At 39.2% G+C, this 18380-nt stretch carries 17 protein-coding genes; all 17 read left to right on the plus strand.

Going from position 1 to position 18380, the window contains the following annotated elements; translation table 11 throughout:
* Window positions 1-265: 265 nt before the first annotated feature.
* The 17 genes from DXB52_RS16960 to DXB52_RS07740 all read left to right on the plus strand — a co-directional run bounded on the left by DXB52_RS16960 (window position 266) and on the right by DXB52_RS07740 (window position 18363).
* Complete coding sequence (locus tag DXB52_RS16960) at window positions 266-559, plus strand: helix-turn-helix domain-containing protein (protein ID WP_270370109.1); 294 nt, start codon at window positions 266-268, stop codon at window positions 557-559.
* The gene (locus tag DXB52_RS07665; RefSeq protein WP_118106879.1) at window positions 540-932 is read left to right on the plus strand and encodes a TnpV protein; all 393 of its coding nucleotides are present in this window, start codon (window positions 540-542) and stop codon (window positions 930-932) included. The genes DXB52_RS16960 and DXB52_RS07665 overlap by 20 nt, the downstream gene beginning before the upstream one ends.
* A 216-nt stretch (window positions 933-1148) precedes the next feature.
* Window positions 1149-1655 carry a hypothetical protein gene (locus tag DXB52_RS07670; RefSeq protein WP_118106880.1) on the plus strand — a complete coding sequence of 169 codons (507 nt, stop codon included), beginning with the start codon at window positions 1149-1151 and terminating at the stop codon, window positions 1653-1655.
* Between the two features lie 83 nt (window positions 1656-1738).
* Complete coding sequence (locus DXB52_RS07675) at window positions 1739-2953, plus strand: hypothetical protein (protein WP_118106881.1); 1215 nt, start codon at window positions 1739-1741, stop codon at window positions 2951-2953.
* 250 nt (window positions 2954-3203) lie between these two features.
* Window positions 3204-5774: a SpaA isopeptide-forming pilin-related protein gene (locus tag DXB52_RS07680; protein WP_181989177.1), complete on the plus strand. Its 2571-nt coding sequence runs from the start codon at window positions 3204-3206 to the stop codon at window positions 5772-5774.
* Window positions 5761-7653, plus strand: coding sequence for an isopeptide-forming domain-containing fimbrial protein (locus DXB52_RS07685; protein WP_270370110.1), 1893 nt, complete (start codon window positions 5761-5763; stop codon window positions 7651-7653). Before DXB52_RS07680 ends, DXB52_RS07685 begins: the two co-directional genes overlap by 14 nt.
* 20 nt (window positions 7654-7673) lie before the next feature.
* On the plus strand, window positions 7674-8504 hold the full coding sequence (locus tag DXB52_RS07690; RefSeq protein WP_118106883.1) for a class C sortase: 831 nt from the start codon (window positions 7674-7676) through the stop codon (window positions 8502-8504).
* Window positions 8491-9210: an isopeptide-forming domain-containing protein gene (locus tag DXB52_RS07695; protein ID WP_147343358.1), complete on the plus strand. Its 720-nt coding sequence runs from the start codon at window positions 8491-8493 to the stop codon at window positions 9208-9210. Before DXB52_RS07690 ends, DXB52_RS07695 begins: the two co-directional genes overlap by 14 nt.
* Entirely contained in the window at window positions 9211-9888 is a 678-nt protein-coding gene (locus DXB52_RS07700) for a class B sortase (RefSeq protein WP_118106885.1), read from the plus strand.
* A 107-nt stretch (window positions 9889-9995) separates the two neighbouring features.
* A complete protein-coding gene (locus tag DXB52_RS07705) occupies window positions 9996-10310 on the plus strand; it encodes a hypothetical protein (RefSeq protein ID WP_147343359.1) in 315 nt (104 codons plus the stop codon).
* Window positions 10307-11539 carry a type III secretion system chaperone family protein gene (locus tag DXB52_RS07710; protein WP_118106887.1) on the plus strand — a complete coding sequence of 411 codons (1233 nt, stop codon included), beginning with the start codon at window positions 10307-10309 and terminating at the stop codon, window positions 11537-11539. Before DXB52_RS07705 ends, DXB52_RS07710 begins: the two co-directional genes overlap by 4 nt.
* Window positions 11540-11553: 14 nt before the next feature.
* Window positions 11554-12177, plus strand: coding sequence for a hypothetical protein (locus tag DXB52_RS07715; protein ID WP_118106888.1), 624 nt, complete (start codon window positions 11554-11556; stop codon window positions 12175-12177).
* A gap of 4 nt (window positions 12178-12181) precedes the next feature.
* On the plus strand, window positions 12182-12535 hold the full coding sequence (locus tag DXB52_RS07720) for a hypothetical protein (RefSeq protein WP_118106889.1): 354 nt from the start codon (window positions 12182-12184) through the stop codon (window positions 12533-12535).
* 17 nt (window positions 12536-12552) lie between these two features.
* Window positions 12553-13389 (plus strand): hypothetical protein, encoded by an 837-nt coding sequence (locus tag DXB52_RS07725; RefSeq protein ID WP_118106890.1) that lies wholly within the window; start codon window positions 12553-12555, stop codon window positions 13387-13389.
* Between the two features lie 14 nt (window positions 13390-13403).
* Window positions 13404-13793 carry a PrgI family protein gene (locus DXB52_RS07730; RefSeq protein WP_118106891.1) on the plus strand — a complete coding sequence of 130 codons (390 nt, stop codon included), beginning with the start codon at window positions 13404-13406 and terminating at the stop codon, window positions 13791-13793.
* Entirely contained in the window at window positions 13794-16457 is a 2664-nt protein-coding gene (locus tag DXB52_RS07735) for a VirB4-like conjugal transfer ATPase, CD1110 family (protein WP_118106892.1), read from the plus strand.
* Between the two features lies 1 nt (window position 16458).
* Window positions 16459-18363 (plus strand): CHAP domain-containing protein, encoded by a 1905-nt coding sequence (locus DXB52_RS07740; protein ID WP_118106893.1) that lies wholly within the window; start codon window positions 16459-16461, stop codon window positions 18361-18363.
* Window positions 18364-18380: the final 17 nt, after the last annotated feature.

The raw sequence follows: 18380 nt of genomic DNA on the forward strand, positions 1-18380 counted from the left end.
AATGGAAATAAAAGAAAATGTTGCACAGAAAAATGTTAAGTGTTCTGGGAAATATATCTATTAACAAAAAGATTTGATCAGAAATTTGGATTGAATCTTTTTTTATTGAAAAAAAAGAGATATGCCGGAAGATGATTCTGATTTCTTTGATAACGTCATTGAGTGGAAAAAGGTGCACAATGTGCGTAAAAAGGATTGAAAAAACACACACTGTGTGTTATATTAAAACTAGAAACACGTACAAAGTGTATAAAAGTTGGTGGTAATGATGAATGAAAAAAAGAAATATATTGACATAGATAGTGTCGTTGGAAATCTGGATGAAGTAACGGTAAAAGACTTACGAAAACAAGCGGGGATGAGCCGTAAGGATTTCTGCAATAGTTTTGAAATTCCGTATCGCACCTTACAGTCCTGGGAACTTGGAGAGAGAGAAATGTCAGATTTTTCAAAACGATTACTGGCATATGTCATAAAAACAAGTGAACTGGTGGAGAATTATAAACGAAATTTAGAGAAGCAAGTGGAAGGAGAGCAGGATGGAGAAAAAAAAGAATAATACAGAATTAGATTTGGACGAGGATGGAATTCCAAAATTGGAATATATTCAAGTGGGCGAATTCCTACTGCCGAATCTGTCACTGGAAAAGGTGGATGGATATATAGGAAGATGGGGAATCATGAGAAAAGAGTACCTACAAAAACACAAACCAGCTGTCTATTCTTCGATGCTTTTGATGGATGAATTAAATCAACATCTGATTGATATTCAGAAGACAGCAGATGAAAGAATGGATGTGTTGGAAAAACAATTGCTGGAACGTGATCCGGCACCGGATAAAGCCAAAGATGGTATGGCATGGACAAGACATATGAATCAGATCAGACATCAGGCAGAGGAATATGTAAAAAGTGAGATCATTTTCAATTAAAAAAGGGAAATCTATTTTTCAATGATTGTCCCCTTAAGAAATGAAATTAAAGTAGCTGCCGCCCTACCATATCCGGTCGCATATGCTCCGGGTGAGACGTGCTAGGTACTTCCTACATAAAGTAAACAATTAAAGTGTATAAAACTTACGTTTTTTTGGAAAATAGTAAAAATATTTGAGGGTTAATGTTGGATTCAAAGGAGGGGAAGAAGTACAATGTATGGAAGACCAAATTATAGTCGAAATTATGTGGCTTATGAATGGGTTTTATCAAAGGATGAACTCATTACAGAATTAAAGAAACGCATTGATTTTTTGGAAGATGATCAAGTGAAAAGAGCGACAGAGCATATAAATTTAATGGGAGAAAATATAAATCTGCGGCAGAATCTTTTAAAAGCGAAAAAAACGATTGAAGTATTGAAAGAACAGCAGAGTGATTTTGATATAAGAATTTACCAAGAGAGATTAAAGAAACTTGAAGCAGAAAGAGATCATTTCCGCTTGTTATTACAATGGACGGAGTACGAACTGAAAGAAGAAAAGCAAAGACAAATGAGTGAAAGTTTTGATTTCTTTAAAAATTGTAATTCTCCTGGAGAATTGGCAAAAAGAAAAAAAGCATTGATTAGTATTTTCCATCCGGACAGTGAATGTGGAGATACTGAAATTACATGTATGATACTAGAGCAATATGGTCAGAAAATAGAAAATTACGAATAAAAATTGACTGTTTCTATCAAAAATCACGGAGAAATAGATGTACCGAAATTCGGTACGAAAGCAGCATGAGAAGGAGAAAAGGTATGAGAAGAAAAATAGTAGCAATTCTGTTAGCAGTAATGACAGTTTCTACAGCAGTAATTGGTTGTGGAGATAATAAAACAACTGAGACAGAAAGCAAAAAAGTACAAACATCAACAGAAACATCAGACCATGATGAAATCAAGAAATATATTAAAAATGCAGATGAAATTGTAATTGTAAAAGATGCTAAGAACCTGGATCTTGAAAAAGCAGTGAACAGTCTGGTATCCGAGGAACAGAAAGCAAAGGTAGAATCTGTTACTGTAGACGATAGCAAGGTTGACTCTACAAAGGCAGGAACCTATCCTCTTACAATTACAGTGAAATTGAAAGCTGAAACTACAGAACAGAATATAGCATCCTCAACAACAGAAAGCAGCACAGAAAGTCAGGACGCATCAACAACGGAGAAAGAGCCGGATACAGTGAAAGATACCGTAGATGTAATTGTAGCTGAAAAGAAGGATGCAGAGGATCTTCTGAATAAAGGATCAGCTGTCATTGGTGATGACAGTAAAGTAGAAGTAAAAGAAGATAAGAAGAATGCTTCCAATGATGGAAAGGAAGAGGAAAAGAAAACAGAAGATTCTTCTAAGCAGGAAGTGTCTAATAAGACCGATTCCAAGAAAGAAGAGTCAAAGAAGGAAGATACGAAGAAGAATGATACAAAGAAAGAACCTTCTAAGCAGGAGAAACATGCAAAGAATGATTCTAAGAAGAATGAGGCATCAAATACATCTACTTCTAATAAAAAACAGGAAACAACAAAGCCTACCCCATCAACGTCTACTACTACAAAACCGGCAACAAATAGTGGAAGTAACAAAGATAATTCCAATAAGACAGAAACAAAACCAGTTCACCAGCATAACTATGTAGCACAGACGCATGTAGTTCATCATGAAGCAACCGGACACAATGAGCCGTATGTGGTGCAGGATGCATGGGATGAGCAGGTAACAACATATGAGGATTATCCATGGGATTGCTGTAACGTATGTGGTGCGGATTGTACAGCAGACCCAGGTGGTCATGCATATCAACATGCAATTAAAGGTGAAGGCGGCGGACATCATACCGAATATGATTCACGACCAGTTACAAAAACAGTACATCATGATGCGGTCTATGGAACACGCTGGGTGCAGGATACAGCAGCATATGATGAAACAGTAGTAGATGGATATGTTTGTTCCTGTGGAGCAAGAAAATAAAAATGTACCGAAATTCGGTACAAAGAAGAGAATCACAAAAAGTGGTTCTCTTTTTTGTGCTCAAATTTAAAGGAAAGGAAGAAAAATGTAAATGAAAAGATGTTCCAGAGCACCGCCCGGTGGAAAATATCTCCATTAAAGATGAATGGCAGGAAGGAAAAAATAATAGTTTGACATAACTATAAGAAGGGAAGAGAAAATGAAAAGAAAAAAGAAAAAGGCTAGTCGGATATTTTCATTTATCTTAGCCATGATGTTTTTGACTACAGCATTTTTTTCTAATTTGGTAGATGCCAAGGAACGCAACCTTTCAGATAATTCAAGTGTTGATAAACAAGAAAGAATACAATTAGCTCAGACATTAGGTCTGGAAAAGTGGATTGATTCGGATGGATATCTTTCAGAAGATTATTATAAGGATAAGACAGATCTGGAACTTTCTGAAATGGGTGTTGCTCCCTTGATACATACAATCGACCTTAATAGCGAAGTCATGACATTATCTGTAACGAAATACCAGAAAGTTTCATATGGAAATACAGTTGTTGGATATTTTGAAGTTGATGGTTATCCGTCACTATGTTGCGAACATGATCGACGTACACCAGAAGCCGGTGCCTCAACCGGATCTTGGGAAGAAATTACAGACGCGAATTTACGAACAGTTATGTACTATGGCTACACCGGTCCAGGCAATATTTTCAGTGACTATAATAAAGGCTGCGTAGGTACATCTTTAGCACTTAGCTATTATGTCCGTGGTCTGTCCTCAACTGGTATGGGAGGTCCGCATTCAGCTGGAGCAGAAAGAGTTGGAATGTCGCAGCTGATCTATAAGGCTGAACAAAAAGCATCTGTTCCAAGTGGATTCAAAGTGTATCGTGTTACAACAAATGGTGGATCAACACAAAGATTAATGTTCTCAATTTATAATCCTAAAACTTATACAAGTTTGACAGTACAAAAGACATGGAATGATCAGAACAATAAATATAATCTTCGTCCATCTAGTGTGAAAATTAATTTGTATCGGTGGAGTAATAAAGATTCAACAAGAGTTCTTATTGGTAGTGCAAATATTACTCCAAGTAATAATGAATGGAACTGGAAAGTGACATGGAATAATCTGATTCGTACAGATGGGGATACGATCTATGATTACACGGCGCAAGAGGAAGCAGTTCCAGGTTATACAGGAAAAATGTCATGGGAAGGTTCGTATGAAAAAGGTTGGGTAGGAAAACTTACAAATACGCTTCAGACAGGATCAGTCAATTTACAGAAGACATCTTCTGTGCCGGATGTAACAAATGGAAATGACTGTTATTCTTTGAAAGGTGCTGAATATGGTGTATATAGTGATTCATCACTATCGGGTGCGTCCAAAGTAGGTGTCTTAACTACAGATGAAAATGGGGAGTCCAACACACTCACCTTAAATGCTGGGACGTATTATGTAAGGGAAACAACAGCTCCAAAAGGTTATGCATTGGATAAGACAACCTATACAGTAACGATAAAGCCAAATGAAACTTATAAATTAAAAGTATCTGACAAGCCAACATTAGACCCGGTCGGTGTCCTACTTGGAAAAGTAGATAAGGAAACGAATCAGAATAAACCGGAGGGTTCATTGTCGTTGGAAGGTGCATTGTTTACAGCTAAATTCTATGCGGGAGTTCAGTCGGATTCAGACCCGGCGGTAGAGGGAAAGACTGCTAACAGAACCTGGATATTTAGAACAAACGAAGATGGATTTTGCTATTATGAGGAGAAATATTTAGAGTCTGGTGATGAATTATATTTATCACCCACCAAAAATCCGAGTTTGCCAATTGGTACACTTACTATTCAGGAAACCAAAGCTCCAGAAGGCTATCTGATCAATCCGGAAGTTTATACGGTTAAGATCACAAGCAATAACAACGGTTCGGAGTTTGTTTATACTTATAATCAACCGACAATTCCAGAGCAGTCCTTAGATCTAAACATTGTCAAAAAGGAAAAAGGTAAGGAGTATGCGATTGAGGGAGCTGTGTTTGAGCATACAAAACCGGACGGAACAACAGAGACCGTGACTACAGATGCAAACGGAGTATGTAAGTTCAAGACATTAGGCTATGGACAGCATAAGGTACGAGAGGTATCTGCACCGGAGGAATATACCGTAAATAGCGGAGTTGTAACCTTTACCGTTGCTAAGGACAATAAAATTACCTTAGATTCTAATACAGCAAAGGATAATTCCATGCAGTTTGAGGTTGAAAAAGAAGGAACCGCACGATTATGTGTAGAAGATACTTTAGCTCCATATCAGCTGAAAATAACAAAAGTCAACGAGAAAGGAAAAACACTGGAAGGTGCAGAGTTTACGCTCTACGAAGATGCGGAAGGTACGAAAGTGGTTTCTAAGATCGTTACAGATAATACCGGTGTTGTGACAACAGATCCGTTAGAAGTTGAGAAAAAGTATTACCTGAAGGAAACAAAAGCACCGCAGGGATATCGAATCCCAAAAGATATCAATGGAAACGATTATGTGTATGAAATCTATACCAAGATCAATGATAAGAGACAGTATGAATACTATGTAAATGGTGAAGTTCATACAAAGGATTCCGGAGATTATGCGATCGAGGGAACTCCGCATGAGCGAATTGTGAATCTGAAGGTAGAAAACCACACCGGATTACAGATGCCGGAGACAGGAAATCATGCAACACTAATCATTGTTTTACTTGGTGCAGGCTGTATGCTTGCAGCGATCATTCGTCAAATGAAGAAAGGAAGAGGGAAAGAGGATGAACATGAAAAAATCTAATAAGAAAAAAGTCGCAATGATATTAACTGGAACACTCGCTTTAGCAGGTGCAATTAGTTCTACTCCAATGCCATTGTTCCAGAATGGAATGGCTGCGGTTGTTTATGCGGCAGATGGGACAGAATATAGTACGGTCAAGGGTATTGCTACAATGGGAACTGGACAGGCACACATTGATATTGCAGGAAATGAGGGACAGACACTGGTTGGAAAGAAGTTTAATGTATATAAGCTGTTCGAGGCAGAAAATGCAAAAGGTGGGGAATCCATCAATTATACATTCAATCCAACTTATGAGCAGGCTTTAAAGAATGTCGTAGCAAAAGCATTGACGAAAGCAGGTACAACAATTGCAGCTGCAGATGTAACAGAATATCAGGTGATCGACTACATCCAGTCTTTAAATAATTACCCAGTTGAAGGAGCTACTACAGAGCAGAAACTGGAAAGCCGTTACAGTGCATTTCGTTATTTCATTGAAGAGTTGAGAGATGAGATGACAAAATTAAATGAAGTACCAGAAGTAGTCAACGTAAAAAATGTTCGTTCTGATAATTCTATTCGCCTGGACGGACTTGAATATGGTTACTATGTCATTGATGAAGTGTCCAACGTAGAAGGAACACATTCCGCAAGCTCTCTTTGTATGGTAAATACTGCAAATCCTGCAGCACAGGTTATGATCAAGTCAGATTATCCAAGTATCACAAAGAAGATCCAGGAAGATGATTCAGATGCAAATATCAAAGATGCAGACAGATGGAATGATATTGGAGATTATGAGATCGGACAGACAGTACCATACAAATATACATCAAATGTTCCGGATATTAATGGATATGATACTTATTACTATGCATGGCATGATGTAATGGATGATGCGCTGACATTCAATGCAAAGAGTGTAAAAATTGAAATTTCCGGAACAGTAGACGGAAAAGCCAAAACTTATACGTTGAATAATGATGAGTTTACTGTGACAGAGAAGCCGGACAATGGCGATACTTTTATGATCGCAGTCGCTGACCTCAAGGCAATTGTGGATCGTGAATTTGATGAAGTCGACAACCGGAAAGAGAATACCTACGGACAGACTGTAACACTTACATATAATGCAACACTGAATGATAAAGCTGCAGAAAAAACAGGACGTCCAGGATTTGAAAATGATGTCCGCCTTGAGTTCTCCAATGACGCTGATTCAACAGGAGAAGGAAAGACTGGATATACACCATGGGATACTGTTGTATGCTTCACCTACAGATTAAATCCAATCAAAACGAACGATCATGACAAGGTGCTGGATGGAGCAAAATTCCGTCTGTACTCAGATGCGGATTGCAAGAATGAAGTATATGTAAAAGAAGGACAGGATGGATATATTGTCATCAACCGTGATTCCATTGGCGGTACAGACCACACAGGTGGCACAAAGCCAGATACAGCGGTAGAAATGGTATCTAATGCAAATGGAACATTTAATATCTATGGACTTGACAGTGGAACATACTACCTCAAAGAGACAGATGCTCCGGATGGATACCGTTTATTAAAAGACCCGATCAAGCTGGAACTCAAAGCAACATTTTCAACAGAGCGTGACAGCTATGTGAAAGGTGATGGTGCAACAGATAAGACGCTTACCGCATTTGATGCAAATGCAAACATCAAGACATTCTATAACGGACTTAGTAAATCAGAAGACAAAAAACTGGAAACAAGTGTAGAAGATGGTTCTGCAAATATCACGATTGTGAACCAGGTTGGAAAGAAACTTCCGATCACAGGTACATCTTCTGTAGTGATCATGCTTGGAGCAGGTGTTGTTCTTATGAGCGTTGCCATTGCAAAAGGACGTAAGAAAGACGAAGAGATCTAAGCAAAAAGGAAGGAGATTGCATGAGAAAAAAATGGAGTACGGGAGTCATATTCATCATTGGATTTGCACTCTGCTGTCTACCAATTATCTGGAATGTGATCGAGCAGCGGCATCAATCAGATGCCGTTGCTACTTACCAAAACGCAGTAAGCAAAAAAGATGATACAAAGCTTAAGGAGATCATGGACAATGCAGCTGCATACAATGACATGCTTTACCAGACAGGCGGTGCAGTTGTAGATAATTCTGATACTGATATCTTAAGTGACGAAAGCTATGAAAAGCAGCTGAACATATCCGGGAATGGAACAATGGGAAGTCTGGATATCCCAAAGATTAATGTGGAACTGCCGATCTATCATGGAACGGATGATACCGCACTGTCAAACGGAATCGGACACCTGCAGGGAACGAGCCTTCCTGTGGGCGGAGCAAATACCCATTGTGTTCTGACCGGACACAGAGGACTTCCAAGCTCCAAACTCTTGATCCGCTTGGATGAGATGGTGGAAGGAGATCTGTTCTTCTTAAGGATTGGAAATGAAACACTTGCATATAAGGTGAATAAGATACAGATCGTAGAGCCGGAAGATGTCTCCGGTCTGCAGATCGAAGCAGGAGAGGATCTGGTGACACTGGTTACGTGTACACCATATGGAATCAACACCCATCGGTTACTGGTGACCGGAAAGCGTGTGGAATATAAGAAGGCACAGCATGATGCGATCAAACAGGAACTTCCATCTGCGAGAGAACTTATCTTTTTCCTCTTGCCATTTTTGTTTGCTGCGATAGCAATCGGATTGTATTTATGGAACAGAAGGGAGACATATGAAGATGGTAAGATATAAGCAGATACTGGCCGCAGCGTGTGTATTTGCAGCTCTTGGTGCATCAAATGTAGCTGCGGCAGAGACAACATTAAATGAGAATGATCTTGTGATCGATAAAACGGTCACGGTCATTGGAGATCAGGTGTTGCCGGACAGTGAGGAGCTTGCAAAGGTCGAAGAGGTAAGAACCGGAAGTATTGGGGTGGTGCTGACCGACGGAAAAGCAGGAACAGAAAAAAGTAACGTAAAGATTAGCTGTCAGAAAGTTGCAGATATTATGGATGGAGAATATGTACTGACAGATACTTATAAAAAGAGTGAAGTAGATTTAAATGCGATCGAGAATGCAAATGATCTAAAAACTGCGGCAGAAAAATTGCTTACAACTGCGGGAGAAAGTACAAGTGCAGTACCGACAGATGCAGATGGATCTGTAACATTTAAAAACTTAGAGGTAGGCGTATATCTGATTTATGCACAGGATACAGAAACCTATGACACAGTAGAACCATCCTTGATCGCAGTACCGACCTGGAATGATTCAGAAGGTGAGATGCAGTATGATGTTATGATCGCACCAAAACATACGGAAAAGCCGGAAAAAGAAGACAATGTTGCACCGCAGACAAGTCTTCAGGAGAATACTTGGAAGTATGTTACAGCGGCAGGCATCTGTGTGTTTGGAGCATTGCTTTGTACGATTTTGTATAAGGGGAAACATTAAATGAGAGACAGAGTATACAGATTTCTGAGCGTGCTATTCCTTGGAATGGCAGTAGTATTTTGCTTTCTTGCCTATCACGAACATAAACCATTTCTGGATGCAAAGATCAGTCATGAAGCAATCAAAAAAACGGCTGTAGTCCCGGAAAGTAATGAGGATGCATCAGATCCTATGAAGAGGAGGATTGATTTTGAATTACTTAAGGAAGTCAATCCAGATATCATTGGATGGCTTTATATCCCACAGATCGGAGTGGATGAGCCTATCTTACATGGCAGAACAGATACAGAATACTTAAACAAAGGATTTGATGGAAAACGAAGTGTACTAGGTTCAGTATTTACCTTTGCTCATGTAAATGAAAACTTGTCAGATCCGCATATCTGTCTTTTCGGACATAACATGATGTCCGGACAGATCTTTGGAAAATTAGATGAACTTACAGTGGATGAAGACAAAGTACAAAGCATTTATATCTATACGCCAGAGCGAACCAAGGGACTTACAATCGTGTCTGTATATTCCTGTCACAAAAAAGATGCGGTATTCCAGGATGATTGGAAACCAGATCAAGAGGATGTACAGACCTTTACTTTAGCAACTTGTACCGGCTATTCAAGGACTCCGTATCGTTTGGCTGTCAATTGCAAAGTGACAAAAGAAAAACTCATCCTTTAAGGAAGGAAAACAGTGGGATGAAAAGAGTAATCATTACCATCCTGATCTTTTTATTTGGCATCGGCTGCGGCTTCGGTGCATTTTTTATGCTCAAAACGGGTGGAAATATGAAAAAAGAAGAACTAAAAAGTGTACAGCGGCTAGAAGTTCCTAAGACAGAAACAAAAGCAAGTAAAGAACAAAAGAAAAAGGAAGAGCCAAAGAATAGCGAACAAGTGAAAGAAAAGGATGATGTACCGAATTTCGGTACACAAGAGGAGAAAACAAAAGCAGTAGAAGAAATCTTAAGTGGTCCTGCACCAAAAACTGGAGAAGAAAGCAGAATTTTAGTGTTTTCTGTATTGCTTGGGATGTCTGTAACTGTGATGGGTGGAACTATTTATAGAATTAAAATGAAGAAGGGAGCGAATGGAACATTATGATAAATGAAGCAAACCAAGATCCGTTGTACCGAGATTTGAATGAAATCTACCAAGAACGGGAGAAACTGTTTCAGCAAAGAGAACGGGATTATCTGGAACAGAAAAAAACATTAAATAACTTACTCGAATCGATCAAGCAGGAAAAAGAGACGTTGAACCAAAAAGGACAGGAACTCAAAAAACAACAAGAGGAACTGCATAAAGAGGAACAAAATCAGCAAACTTGGTATCAGCAGCTCTGTGAAGAAAAAAAACTGCTTGAACGAGACAAAGAAGAACTGAACAAAAAAGAAAAGGAGTTTGAGACAGCAAAGGATTCCATGGAAGTACGCTATCAGGTGCAGATTGAAAAAGCAAAAAACATGGAAATCCAGGCAAAACAGTCAAAGGAAACTTTTGAACATAAGTTAGATATGCTAGGACTTGTTTTGGATGCAGATGGCAAGCCAGGAGGAGAAGCAACCAAGTTTTTTGAATCCTTACTTGGTGGAATGAATAAGTGGAATGAAGAAGAACTGCAGAGTCTTGAAGAAGAGAATAAAGCTTACGAAAACGAGAGCAGAAATTTAAAAGAGGAACTCGAAGAGCTGAATAAAAAAAGTAAACAGCTTGAAGAAGAAAATAATCAGCTACAAAGTGAAAAGGAGAGCCTTTCTGAGAAAATTAAGAGAATTGAAGCAGAAAAGAACCGTTTGTTAACACTGGTATCAAGTATCTCTCAAAGCAAAAAAGAGGAAGCTGTACCGAATTTCGGTACAAATGAGGAAGAAGAGGAAGACGCAGCGAATTCCGATACAAAAGAAAAACCTTATGTTCCAACCTTCGGAAGAAAACAGGAGTCCAATGAGTCAGAGCGAGAGAGTGCAGTATTTGAAGAGCTGACAGCATCCGTTTTAAACAGATATTTGGTAAAAAATGAACCAAAATATATTTCTGCTGAAATCAAACACTCCGAAGAGGGGGAACAGCTGCATGTTAATATCAATAACTTAGATTATGTGTTCCTGTTTTCAAGTCCGGCAGCGTTTGACATTTCAGCTCCAAAGAAGAAAAGCAGAGCATTAGATAAACTGCTTGTTCGTTTAAATACACAGCATCCGGGAGTGAAGTTTTATTATGACGAACAGGAGCATCGGGTTTATGCATCCGGATATTTCAGCAATACCATGGCTCCGGAACGGTTAATGGAGAAAGTGCATGAAGTAAGTGACTGTTTCCGTCAGAAGTAGAGAGGTGGGTACCAATGACAGCTTTACAGTATATGGGAACAGGCATCGTTTTTGCGTTAGTTGCCGGAATTTGTTTTGTGGGTGCGATCGTTTATTTCCTTCTTACAAAGCAGAAACACTATCTGTATGCAGAACGATTGGGAAGAATGAAATTCCCGGAGCAGTTCTACAAAGATATGAAAGAACAATATGAAAAGACGGAAAACATTTCACAGACGCTAGATCTTCTGTTGGAGCAATATCCGAAAGGAAAAGTAGCAAAACGTTTACGTGCATCTAAGGATTATTTAAAGAACAGTCATTATAAGGATTATGAAACCGCATTGTATCGTTATCTGTCAGATAGTGATACAGCAAATGTGATCACAGAGCTTCTGTTAAAGGATTTACGAAAAATATGCAGGATTCCATGTAAGCAGGAGAAAATACTGGAGAGGAGAATAAAAATGAGAAGAAGTAATTGGAAAACAAAAGTAATAGTAGTAATCGCATTTATTTTAAGTATTGTATTAGGAGTTGTAGCAGCGATGTTTGCACCAGATGTATGGAAAGGTTTAGTAGGGTTTGGAACCTTTGCGGTTGTGCTGCTTGTATTAGTATTTATTTTAGTAAAAGTTTTACATATTGGGAGAGAGTAAGGATATGAGAAAGAAATTGATAAAACTGGATAGAAAAAAATTGGTAACACTGATGACACTTTCTTTAATGATGTCTGCAGTATTTGTTTTGCAGTTAGGATTTCCGGTTCTTGCTGCAGAAACTGATGGAAATACAGTAATCAAGACTGGTTTTAATACAATCTATGGGCTGATTGCAGCAATCGTATCCTCCATCGGAAGTCTGTATCTGCTATGGGGTGTTTTTGAGTGGGCACAATCCATGAACTCTCAGGACGGTGGTGCACAGTCTATGGCATTTAAACGAATTGCAGGCGGTCTTGTTGCAGTTATCACACCACAGTTGATTCCAGTGATCACTTCAAGTGTAGGAGCATAAAAAGGAGGAGAAGAAAGATGCCAGACTGGTTGCCGGATTTTCTAAATGGCAGTTTATTATACGGACCATTCTATCAGATTGCCAGTGCGATATGGAATACTGCCATGTCAGCATGTATGGGAATCATGACAAAGACACCGGAAGGATTTTCATCTGCTACATGGACTTATGTAAATAATGAATTGTATCCGTGGGCTTTGTCCATCGGAATTATGAGTCTGAACTTTTTTGTGATGATGGGATTTTTTAAAGCAGTTGGGAACTTCAAAGAAAATATGACAATTGAACTTATGATCGAAGCAATGATCAAGGTGGTTGTCTTAAACGTACTGTTGGTAAAAGGATTGGACGTGATCAAAAAGATTTTTGAAATGGCATCGGCAATGGCAGGAACGGCGGTCATGATTGAACCGCCGGCCTTCTTTACTGGTGATGTGGATGTCGGTTCTGTTATGTTTTTCTGGATCTATGGGTTGTTCTACTTCCTTGTAGCAATGGTCTGTGCATTTCTGATTCTGATCACGCTGTACAGCCGCTATATTAAGTTGTATCTTCTGGTTGTAACATTCCCACTTGCAATGCCTTCGATCACAGGAGGACGTGGAATCGAAGGAACAGCCTATGCATGGATGAAAAGCTTTCTATCCAATACGTTTGAAATTGTCGTTATAGCACTTGCCATTGCAATCGCAGGAAGAATCACTTCCGGTATCTCCATTTTTACATCTGATAGTGCCATTTTTAATGCGTTTGATGGATTTGCCCAGGCTCTTAATTCCATGATCTATATGATCCTGATGGCAGTTTCCGTAAAAGGAGCACCAACGTTTTTAAATAAAACATTCAATCTGTAATGAGGTGAACGTGCATGAAAATAAATTTAAATAAAGATTTTGAGGAACAATATAAAAATGAGTTATGGAAAGGTTTTACCGCAAGGGAATTAGGGTATGGTGTGGTTGCTCTGCTTGTTGCCGGAGGAGTCGCATTTTCTGTGTGGAAGGCAACAGGCCTTGCAATCAATCTTTCTATTTATGCCGGAATCCCATTCATGGTTCCGATTATTTATCTAGCAATGGTGAAGCACCAGGGACATACCTGGATTGAATCATTAAAAAATATGTGGTTTTATATGCAAACCAAAGAACTGCCTTGTGAAATGGAAGAAAGGAATGTTTCACAGCACAGAATCTTTTCTATGGATACAAAATGTATCAATGAGCCAAAGAAAAAAAGAACTACAAGGAGGAAGAAATAAATGTCAATCTTTAACGGAAACAGTCTGTTTCTGTCAAAAAAAAGCAAAACAATGCCGGTAGTAAAAGTACCAAAGAATGTAAAACAATCTCTGCAGATTGACAGAGCCTTTGAGAATGGGATATTTAAGATCGAGCCAAAAGAAAAAATGGCGGTTTATGACAGATGCTATATCTTTGAAGATATTAATTACATCAACAAGAATATCGGAGAACAGAACGATTTTCTTATGAATCTGATGTTTTGGTTAAATTCGATGGATGTAGAATTTAAAATCACATTAGCCAATGAATATCAGAGCATGGAAGAGTTTTTGGAGTCTATTCGTGCAGAAAAGAATAAAGCAGAGTATCCGGATATTGCAAATGGAATCAGACAGTGGCAGGATGAAAGAATCAAGGAAACCAATCCGAATGTAACTACGCTGCGTTATCTGACCGTGACTACAAGAGCAGATAATGAAGCGAATGCAAGAGTGTATTTGAATGCGATTGAGACAACCATTATGGAAGCATTTGCCGGATGGGGAAGTCGTATTGAAAAGCTAAGCACCTTGGAACGTTTGGAATCACTGCAGAAACTGATCTGTCCGAATCATCCGGAGCAACAGGACTATATCAATCTCCCATCCGATAAAAAGAAACATCAGAAAGACTGGAAGAATGATATCCTGCCACGAGGCATCAAACAGTATCCAAACTACATGGTCATGGGAGATACCTATGTTACTGTTTTATTCGGACACAGATATCGTCAGGCAATTGATACCGACAAGTTTATCCATTCCATGTCGAATGTTTCTTATCCATCTTTTCTTACACTGGATTATGCTCCGGTTGAGACAGACCTGGTAAACGATAAGCTGATCAATGCACAGGTCAATAATGAAAGAGCAATCACCGAAGAGATTGAACAGAAGCGAAATGCAGGTATTCCGGCCATTAACGCTTCTTATCCAAGAGAGAAGAAAAAGAATGAGATCGAGTCCTATATCGATCAGTTGGATGAAAATGATGAAAAGGGATTCTTTCTAAATTTGTTGGTTGTAATCACTGCTCATGATGAGGAAGAACTTGCAGAACGTATGAAAGAAATGCAGGCAATCGGAAAAAGAGAAGGTGTTGTGCTAGAAACCTGTGATTATACACAGTTAAAAGCATGGAATACAGCACTCCCGATCGGTGGAAGACAAGTTGATTATATGCGTTTCTTCTTAACTTCTTCCCTTGTTGCATTTCAGCCTTTCTTTGCACAGGATGTCATTGAGCCGGGAGGACAGATGATGGGACTCAACCATACTACAAAGCATTTCATTGTGGGGAATCGAAAGAAACTGCCGAATCCGCATGGAATTATCGTAGGGCTTTCCGGTTCCGGTAAATCTATGCTGATCAAGTTGACTGAGCTGTCACAGACATTGCTTGCAACAGATGACGATATTATGATAATCGACCCACAAAACGAATTCCGGGATATTGTGGAGAAAGACAAAGGAAGTTATTTTGATCTGACACCAAAAAGCGGAATCTTCCTAAATGGATTTGAGGTATCAGAAGAAGTGTTTGCATCTTCCGTAGCAGTGCAGAAAGAATTTATTGCGCAACAGACGGAATATGCCAAGACCTTGTGTGCAGCTGTAATGAAAAACATCAATGTTACACAGGAGCATGATTCGATCATCAGCCGATGTACGGAACGCATGTTTAAGGATGTATTTGAACAGAAAAAACTAAAGAAACAGCCGACACTTTTGTGGCTGCGGGAGGAAATCCATAAGGAATTACAACGAGTCGATAATGAGCATGATGAAGCCTTGATCCGAGAGATCTACAACAGTTTGGAAGAATATACCATTGGTAGCTGTGATATGCTGGCTCATCCATCCAATGTAAGTCTGAATCGTCGTATGATCGGCTTTGGAATGTCCAATGTGCCGGAGAATAATTGGGAGGCAGTTATGGTCACGATCCTGCATTATCTGTCCGTTCGTATGGATTACAATAAGAGGTTCCAGAAAGCAACGCATCTTGTGATCGATGAGACACAGGTAGTATCTAAGAAACCAGGGAGTGCAAGTCAGCTTAATAATGCGGTTATTACGTTCCGTAAGTTTGGTGGGATTGTAACAATGGCTATGCAGAATGTAACAGCAGCCTTATCTAATCAGACACTGATTGAATTGTTTCAGAACTGTTCCTACAAAGCTTTTCTCGATCAGGGTGGTGTAGATGCACAGAGTCTTGCTGCTATCCAGGAATTTAGTGCAAAGGAATTTAAAGCACTGTCTTCCGGAAATATCGGTGAGGGTGTTATGGTGTGGAATAAAAAGGTTGTGATGTTTGATGCACTAATCAGCAAGGAGAACGTATTGTATAAAAATTACAGTACTAACTTCCATGAAAAAGCGAAGGAGCAAAAACGGTTATCTTTTGAAGAAGAGGTTGTACCGAATTTCGGTACAAAAGAAAAAATAGAGCCACGTTCTGTGTTGAGTGAAAAAGAAGAAGAACTGATTCTTAAGGTTTCCTGTATTATGGATATCACAGTAACAGATGTGGAACGTTTGTTTAATAAAGATACAAAAACTTGTCTTGGATATCTGAAATTATTAGAGGAGAAAGGAAAACTCAGAGAAGTAGAGGGTAGATACAGAAGGGTTGGATAGGATGCGGATTAATGCAAAAGACGAAAAAACATTTAAAGCAACAGCACTTGCCTTAAATGCTGCAAAGCAGTCAGTAAAAACTTCCAAGCAGCATATGACAGCCTTGAGTATGGGAAATGAACCAGACCGCCAGGGAGAACAATCAGCTTATGTAGATCCAACAAGGTTTTTAGATGGAAAAGAGATTCATAAATGGAATCAGTTACCGCAATCATTAAAGAAAAGATATATAGCTGAAGGAATAAAAGAAGCTAAAGCAAGTTCAAAAGCAAGAAGCGGAATTCTAAAAGACAATTATGATTTCACAGAAGAGATTGAAAAAAAAGTAGCAAATGTTTATACAGCAGATCTTTATCGTATGGAGGAAACATCAGGGGTAAATACATATCAAAGATTTGAGTACAATCCGTTGAAAAGATTCCAAAATCGTTGGAATCACAGAGAGAAAAATAAAAAGCTATCATCAGAAAATGAAATACAAGGAGTTACGGACAAGAAAAGTTCAGCTGCAGGACAAGAATCCATCCGAAAAGGAGAAAGATATCTTTCCAAAGAGCAGGAGCAGATAAAACTACAAATAAAAGCAGGAATCAATAAGGAGAGTGTTGCGGGAAAAGCGGTAGCTGATTCGGCAACAGCAACAAGTACAGCAGCTTCCGGTGCAGCTACAGCAGGAGGAAGTCTGGTTGTCACGGCAGGGAAAAAAGCAGCTGATAAGTTCAAAGATTATATGCAGGAACGCTCCATGGCAAGTGAGCAGGCAATTAGAAATGTAGAATCCAAAATGACAGAGATCAAGAATGCAAACCATGAAATGGATTCCTTGCCATCCTCTTTGAAATATATTGGTGCGGCAGTTGGTGCGGTATTACTATCCGTACTTGCCGTTGTGGTTCAGGCAGTATTTTCATTCCTTGCAGTTATAATTGGAGTGATCATTGCAATCTTAGTTCCAATCATTGTAGTGGTAACAATCATTTCAACGCTCATAGGGATTATAGCTTCCCTAATGTCTTCGACTCCTGTGATAGCAGGAGGTGGAGAAAGAATCGTACAGATCGCTTTGCAGGAAGAAAATAATCCAAGTGGAGCAAAGTACTGGCGATATGTTATGGGAAGCCAATTTGTTAATGGTGATGTGACTCCTTGGTGTGCGTGCTTCGTGTCCTGGTGTGCAAACGAAGCAGGACTGATTGATTCCGGTATTGTTCCAAAAGCTGCAGCTGTTCGAGCGTATCACAGGTACTATGCCGAAAGAGGACGTTTCCATTACGCATCCGAAGGCTATACGCCGCAGCCTGGAGACTTTATCGTGTTTGGTGCGGATACACACATTGGAATTGTTCAGTATGTGGAGAATGGAAGAGTAGTTACAATTGAAGGGAACACTTCGGATGCAGTACATTCAAGAAGCTATGCATTGAATAGTTCGTATGTTACGGGCTATTGTAATCCGGAATATCCGGCAGGAACTACGATTGAAATCCCGGAAGGAATGGGAACAACTCACACTTATATGGGATGGAGAACAATTACAAGTCGGACAAGTTTACAGTATCAGTTAAGGGAACAAAGTGGAGAACATTATGACAGTGAAGGATTTGGAATCATCGATGGAAGATATGTGATCGCTTGTACAACCTTATATGGACAGGTTGGAGATTATGTAGATTTTTATCGGGAAAATGGAGATGTCTTGCATTGTGTGATTGGAGATATCAAGAATCAGAATGATCCGGGATGTAACCAGTATGGACATCAGAATGGGGAGCGTGTGGTTGAGTTTGTTGTTCAATATAGTACGTGGTATCCATCTCATGCGAATCCTGGAACGCCAAGCTGTAAACCAGAATGGAACTCAAGAGTTGTTAAAGCAGTGAACTTGGGATATAACTATTTTCATTAAAGAAATGGTGAGAAAAA

The organism is Ruminococcus sp. OM04-4AA (assembly GCF_003462585.1).
GTDB classification, from domain to species: Bacteria; Bacillota; Clostridia; order Lachnospirales; family Lachnospiraceae; genus Mediterraneibacter; species Mediterraneibacter faecis.

Coding starts and splice junctions, on each gene's coding strand:
- DXB52_RS16960 (WP_270370109.1), top strand. CDS start 266: ATGATGAATGAAAAAAAGAAATATATTGACATAGATAGTGTCGTTGGA.
- DXB52_RS07665 (WP_118106879.1), top strand. CDS start 540: ATGGAGAAAAAAAAGAATAATACAGAATTAGATTTGGACGAGGATGGA.
- DXB52_RS07670 (WP_118106880.1), top strand. CDS start 1,149: ATGTATGGAAGACCAAATTATAGTCGAAATTATGTGGCTTATGAATGG.
- DXB52_RS07675 (WP_118106881.1), top strand. CDS start 1,739: ATGAGAAGAAAAATAGTAGCAATTCTGTTAGCAGTAATGACAGTTTCT.
- DXB52_RS07680 (WP_181989177.1), top strand. CDS start 3,204: ATGATGTTTTTGACTACAGCATTTTTTTCTAATTTGGTAGATGCCAAG.
- DXB52_RS07685 (WP_270370110.1), top strand. CDS start 5,761: ATGAAAAAATCTAATAAGAAAAAAGTCGCAATGATATTAACTGGAACA.
- DXB52_RS07690 (WP_118106883.1), top strand. CDS start 7,674: ATGAGAAAAAAATGGAGTACGGGAGTCATATTCATCATTGGATTTGCA.
- DXB52_RS07695 (WP_147343358.1), top strand. CDS start 8,491: ATGGTAAGATATAAGCAGATACTGGCCGCAGCGTGTGTATTTGCAGCT.
- DXB52_RS07700 (WP_118106885.1), top strand. CDS start 9,211: ATGAGAGACAGAGTATACAGATTTCTGAGCGTGCTATTCCTTGGAATG.
- DXB52_RS07705 (WP_147343359.1), top strand. CDS start 9,996: ATGAAAAAAGAAGAACTAAAAAGTGTACAGCGGCTAGAAGTTCCTAAG.
- DXB52_RS07710 (WP_118106887.1), top strand. CDS start 10,307: ATGATAAATGAAGCAAACCAAGATCCGTTGTACCGAGATTTGAATGAA.
- DXB52_RS07715 (WP_118106888.1), top strand. CDS start 11,554: ATGACAGCTTTACAGTATATGGGAACAGGCATCGTTTTTGCGTTAGTT.
- DXB52_RS07720 (WP_118106889.1), top strand. CDS start 12,182: ATGAGAAAGAAATTGATAAAACTGGATAGAAAAAAATTGGTAACACTG.
- DXB52_RS07725 (WP_118106890.1), top strand. CDS start 12,553: ATGCCAGACTGGTTGCCGGATTTTCTAAATGGCAGTTTATTATACGGA.
- DXB52_RS07730 (WP_118106891.1), top strand. CDS start 13,404: ATGAAAATAAATTTAAATAAAGATTTTGAGGAACAATATAAAAATGAG.
- DXB52_RS07735 (WP_118106892.1), top strand. CDS start 13,794: ATGTCAATCTTTAACGGAAACAGTCTGTTTCTGTCAAAAAAAAGCAAA.
- DXB52_RS07740 (WP_118106893.1), top strand. CDS start 16,459: ATGCGGATTAATGCAAAAGACGAAAAAACATTTAAAGCAACAGCACTT.